Source organism: Schlesneria sp. (genome assembly GCF_036405755.1).
Lineage (GTDB): Bacteria > Planctomycetota > Planctomycetia > Planctomycetales > Planctomycetaceae > Schlesneria > Schlesneria sphaerica.
This window is the reverse complement of the sequence record NZ_DASWWZ010000760.1, coordinates 1-4,096: the sequence shown is the minus strand read 5'-3', so window position 1 is coordinate 4,096 and position 4,096 is coordinate 1. Positions and strand designations below refer to the sequence as shown.

Genomic DNA, 4,096 nt, shown 5'->3' with positions numbered 1-4,096 from the left:
TGGTTACCGCCCGCTCGGGTGGGGATTAGGAGCATGGGGGCTCGGGTATCTGGCCTATGGCAGCGGTTATCTTGCATATAGTAACCCCTACTACTTATCGAGCTACGGATCATTGGGGAATTACGCCTACACCCAGCCAATTCCCGTTTACTATCAGGGCGCCACGATCGAAGGCACGACTCCTGTCGATAGTAGCGTGATCGTCAACGACGGATCAGTGGTAGAGAGTCGTTCAACGACGGGTTCGGGGGAGAATTCCGCTTGTGAGAAGGCGTTTGATGACGGCGTCGCTGCATTCAAACAAAACAACCATGACGCGGCTCTGGATACGATCAACCGAGGCCTCACTCAATGTCCGGATGACTCGGTGATGCACGAGTTCCGAGCTTTGATTCTGTTTGCGAAGAAAGACTATCAACAGGCTGCTGCGACCATCCACGCTGTTCTGGCCGTAGGCCCGGGTTGGAACTGGACGACGCTGAGCAGCATGTACTCGGATGTGGCGACGTACACGACACAACTGCGAGCCCTGGAGGCGTTCACCCGCGAACACCCGGATGACGCAGCATCCAAGTTCCTGCTCGCGTATCACTATATTGCGGATGGTTACCCTGATTCCGCAGTCCCCCAGTTGAAACAGGTGGTTGCCCTCGTCCCCAACGACCGTGTTGCAGCAGATATGTTGAAAATGCTGGCGAAGCCAGAAGTTGCCGCCACTACGGATGGCTCCACAACACCGACTCCTCAACCCCCTGAAGCGACCAGTGACAGCGGAGCTCAACCGGATCCCGCGATCCCACCGTTGAAACCGGAATCCCTGATCGGGACCTGGAAGGCAACACGCGACGATGGATCAACGTTCGAGATTCAGATCCAGAACGAGGGCAAATTTCAATGGAAATTTGCGCACAAAGATACGACCAATCAATTTGATGGGACCTACACCATTGAGGGAAATGTCATCGCTCTTGAGAGCAAAGACGGTGGTTCTCTCATCGCAGGCATTGAACCCGGCGAGGACGGAAGGTTCAAATTCAAGTTGATTGGTGCTCCGAAGGAGGACCCGGGACTCGACTTCCGTCGGCAGAGCACTCCATAGCCCGTTGGTGAAAACCGTCGCTGCGGCACCTGCCCGGTCGAAATGCAATTCGGCCGGCAGGTGCTTGCATTGTAAGCATCCGTCCTCAACCACTTGACATCGCCGCAGAAATATGGCCCCGGCTTTGTGCATTCGAATCTTTTGCGTAACATCGTGACCGGCTCAAACACAGGAGGAAGCAATCATGTTTGCAGAAACGAAAACTTTCGCGAGTGCGTTGCTCTTCGCGATGTTTCTCTTGTGTTGTGAGGCCTCGGCTCAGGCGAACGCTGCTGGAGATTCAACGATTGTCGGGACCTTCATCCGGCATGCTGACCACAAACTCCAAATGACTGACACCAAGGGAAAGGAGCGATCTCTGCTTCTATCTCTGGAACTCAAAGTGTCGTGCGACGGCTCAGACTGCACCGTGAGTGATCTTAAAAATGGAATGAAGATCCGCGTAACGACACTCAAATCAGATAAACAAGTCGCCATCGAAATCGAGGCGCTCGATAAGCAACAAGCCTTCGCCAATACACAGGACGGGAAGCTGGCAAGTCTTACCGATCAGCAGATCAGCCTGCTCGATATCAACGGCGAAATCTCGACGTATACATTTGGTGCCTCGCTGGTTGTCACCTTGGAGGGTCTGACAGTGAAGCGGGAAGACCTCAAAGCAGGAATGCAGATTCGGATCACTTCATCACCTGAACAGAAGTCTGTTGCTACCCGGATCCAGGCCCGGCGAAGTCCCCCGGATTTTCGTAACTGACTTTCGGGTCTATGGGCCCTCTTCTCAGCAGACCGCGGCTGCGCACGAGTCACGACGCCATCTTCTCCCAGCGCCCCAGCAGCCAACGCACACTCTCTCCGCTTCATACCGACTTCCGGCAGCGCCAGGTCTTTTTGAGCAGCACGCTATCAAAGCATGCAGGATACGTCCTGACCCGGACCGTGGTTTCATGGTCGAAACCAAGTCACATTCATTCATCTTTGCACGACGATCAGCCAATCACCTGACTCAGGGCTGAGACGGAATTCGCGTTACACCAAACCGTGCGCCTTGTTTTTTCACTGCATTAATTCATTCGCTGCCTGATTGTGCCAGGTAGCGAATCCTCTTCAGCAGAATCGTTTACTCTGGATTCTTAGTTGCCTACTGGCTCTTCAATAAGGGTCCAGAACCCTAAGAATTCGCTGAGAATTGAGCTCAACTTCAGGCGACTGGCCTACCATTTGCGACATACTTCCTCCAGCAGTGGTTCGATCCACTCCATGTCTGAATAGGCGAGAACCGAACTAACAAGGAGCTAGCAATGATTACAAAGAAGTGGGCACTAATTTTCTTAGGAAGCCTGGGTGGGTTCGCCGTCGGTTGCGGAATGGACGATTCATCACGCACGACGCAGACCAACGAACCATCAACTACCGTGACAGCGAATCGTCCCGCTCTGCCGGAAACTACGCGTGACCCCGCCGACCGGTCATCTTCCACCACCCCGGCCACTCCAGGCACGAGTGTCAATGACAAGACGCCATTCGATCAGGATGAAAACCAGCGCGACATCAACACCACGGCAGACATCCGCAAGCGGATCGTCAATTCCGACCTGTCTTCGAAGGCCCACAACGTGATGATCACGACCCAGTCGGGTCAGGTCAGCCTTCGAGGCCGCGTCGAATCGCAGGCAGAAAAGGATGCGGTGGAGAAGATTGCTGCTGAGGTCGCTGGCGCCGACAAGGTGGACAGCCAGCTGGAAATTGTCACCAACTAAAGCCTTACAGACGGTGTCTTGGCAAAACGAATTATTCGAACAGAAAGTCAGGTATTAGAATGTCAACTTCCATTTTCTGTACCGCATCGGCCAATCAGGCCGACACAATCATCCGCAACCTGAAAGCGGCAGGGTTTTCAAATAACGACATTTCGGTCGTCACTGCGGACAAGACCGCCACCCGCGAGTTCGCAGATCGACACGACACGAACGCTCCTGAGGGGGCGATGGCAGGGGCCGGAACCGGCCTGCTGCTGGGCGGAACACTGGGGTGGCTGGCTGGTATCGGAACGCTCGCCATTCCGGGGCTGGGAGCCTTTATTGCGGCCGGTCCAATCATGGCTGCACTCAGCGGTGCTGCCGTTGGCGGGACCGTCGGTGGAATTACCGGTGCTTTGATCGGGATGGGTGTTTCGGAAAACGACGCAGCACGGTTCGAGGAAGCCGTCAAGTCGGGAGATTATCTGATTTCTGTCCATTCCGAAGACTATGAAGAGCTCAACCGAGCTCGCCATGTCATCGAACAGGCTGGAGGACGCGATGTTACCGTGTCAGGTGAAGTCGTCACCGGCAACTCCCGCTACTGAGATCACCCTTCATTGCGGCTTGGAGGCCAGACGAGCCGGCGGAGCCGAATCCTTGCCCGTCTCACTTCGTCCGAGCAGGCAAGAAATCTCTTTAACCCTCATATTTGAAGGACAATCATGAAACTCGCGACCCTCCAGGACCTCTACGTAGCCGAATTGAAGGATCTCTACAACGCAGAAAACCAGTTGTTGAAAGCCCTTCCAAAAATGGCTAAGGCTGCTTCCGATCCCGATTTGGCGCAGTCATTTCTCGATCATCTCGAAGAAACGAAGGTCCAGGTCGAGAGACTGGAAACCATTTTCAAGGAACTGGAGCTGAGCCCTAAGGGGAAAACCTGCAAGGCCATGAAGGGCTTAATCGAAGAAGGATCTGAGGTGATGTCCGAGAATGCGGATCCCTCTGTCATGGACGCGGCTCTTATTACTGCCGCCCAGCGTGTCGAACATTATGAAATGGCCGGTTACGGCTGTGTCCGTACGTTCGCTCACATACTCGGCTTCGATAACGCTGCCGACCTCTTGCAGCAAACGCTCGATGAAGAAGGGGCCGCGAACAAGAAGCTGACGGAACTGGCCGAATCGACAATCAACAGCGAAGCCATCTGATGGCGTTCTGAACTTCCGTCCGGATACTGAAGTTCATTCGAACAGCG

5 protein-coding genes are annotated in these 4,096 nt (G+C 54.4%); all 5 read left to right on the top strand.

Annotation, left to right across the window (positions count from 1 at the left end; genetic code table 11):
* Positions 1 to 1,099: tetratricopeptide repeat protein (locus VGE80_RS24905; protein ID WP_440594530.1), on the top strand; the 1,099-nt coding region annotated here is incomplete at its 5' end.
* A gap of 184 nt (positions 1,100 to 1,283) precedes the next feature.
* Positions 1,284 to 1,853, top strand: a complete 570-nt coding sequence (locus VGE80_RS24900) for a hypothetical protein (protein WP_373651386.1) — start codon at positions 1,284 to 1,286, stop codon at positions 1,851 to 1,853.
* A 544-nt stretch (positions 1,854 to 2,397) separates the two neighbouring features.
* Positions 2,398 to 2,856, top strand: a complete 459-nt coding sequence (locus tag VGE80_RS24895) for a BON domain-containing protein (RefSeq protein WP_397570694.1) — start codon at positions 2,398 to 2,400, stop codon at positions 2,854 to 2,856.
* Positions 2,857 to 2,915: 59 nt separating this feature from the next.
* Positions 2,916 to 3,443: a hypothetical protein gene (locus VGE80_RS24890; RefSeq protein ID WP_373651384.1), complete on the top strand. Its 528-nt coding sequence runs from the start codon at positions 2,916 to 2,918 to the stop codon at positions 3,441 to 3,443.
* Positions 3,444 to 3,560: 117 nt separating this feature from the next.
* A complete protein-coding gene (locus VGE80_RS24885) occupies positions 3,561 to 4,049 on the top strand; it encodes a YciE/YciF ferroxidase family protein (protein ID WP_397570695.1) in 489 nt (162 codons plus the stop codon).
* The last annotated feature ends 47 nt before the right edge of the window (positions 4,050 to 4,096 follow it).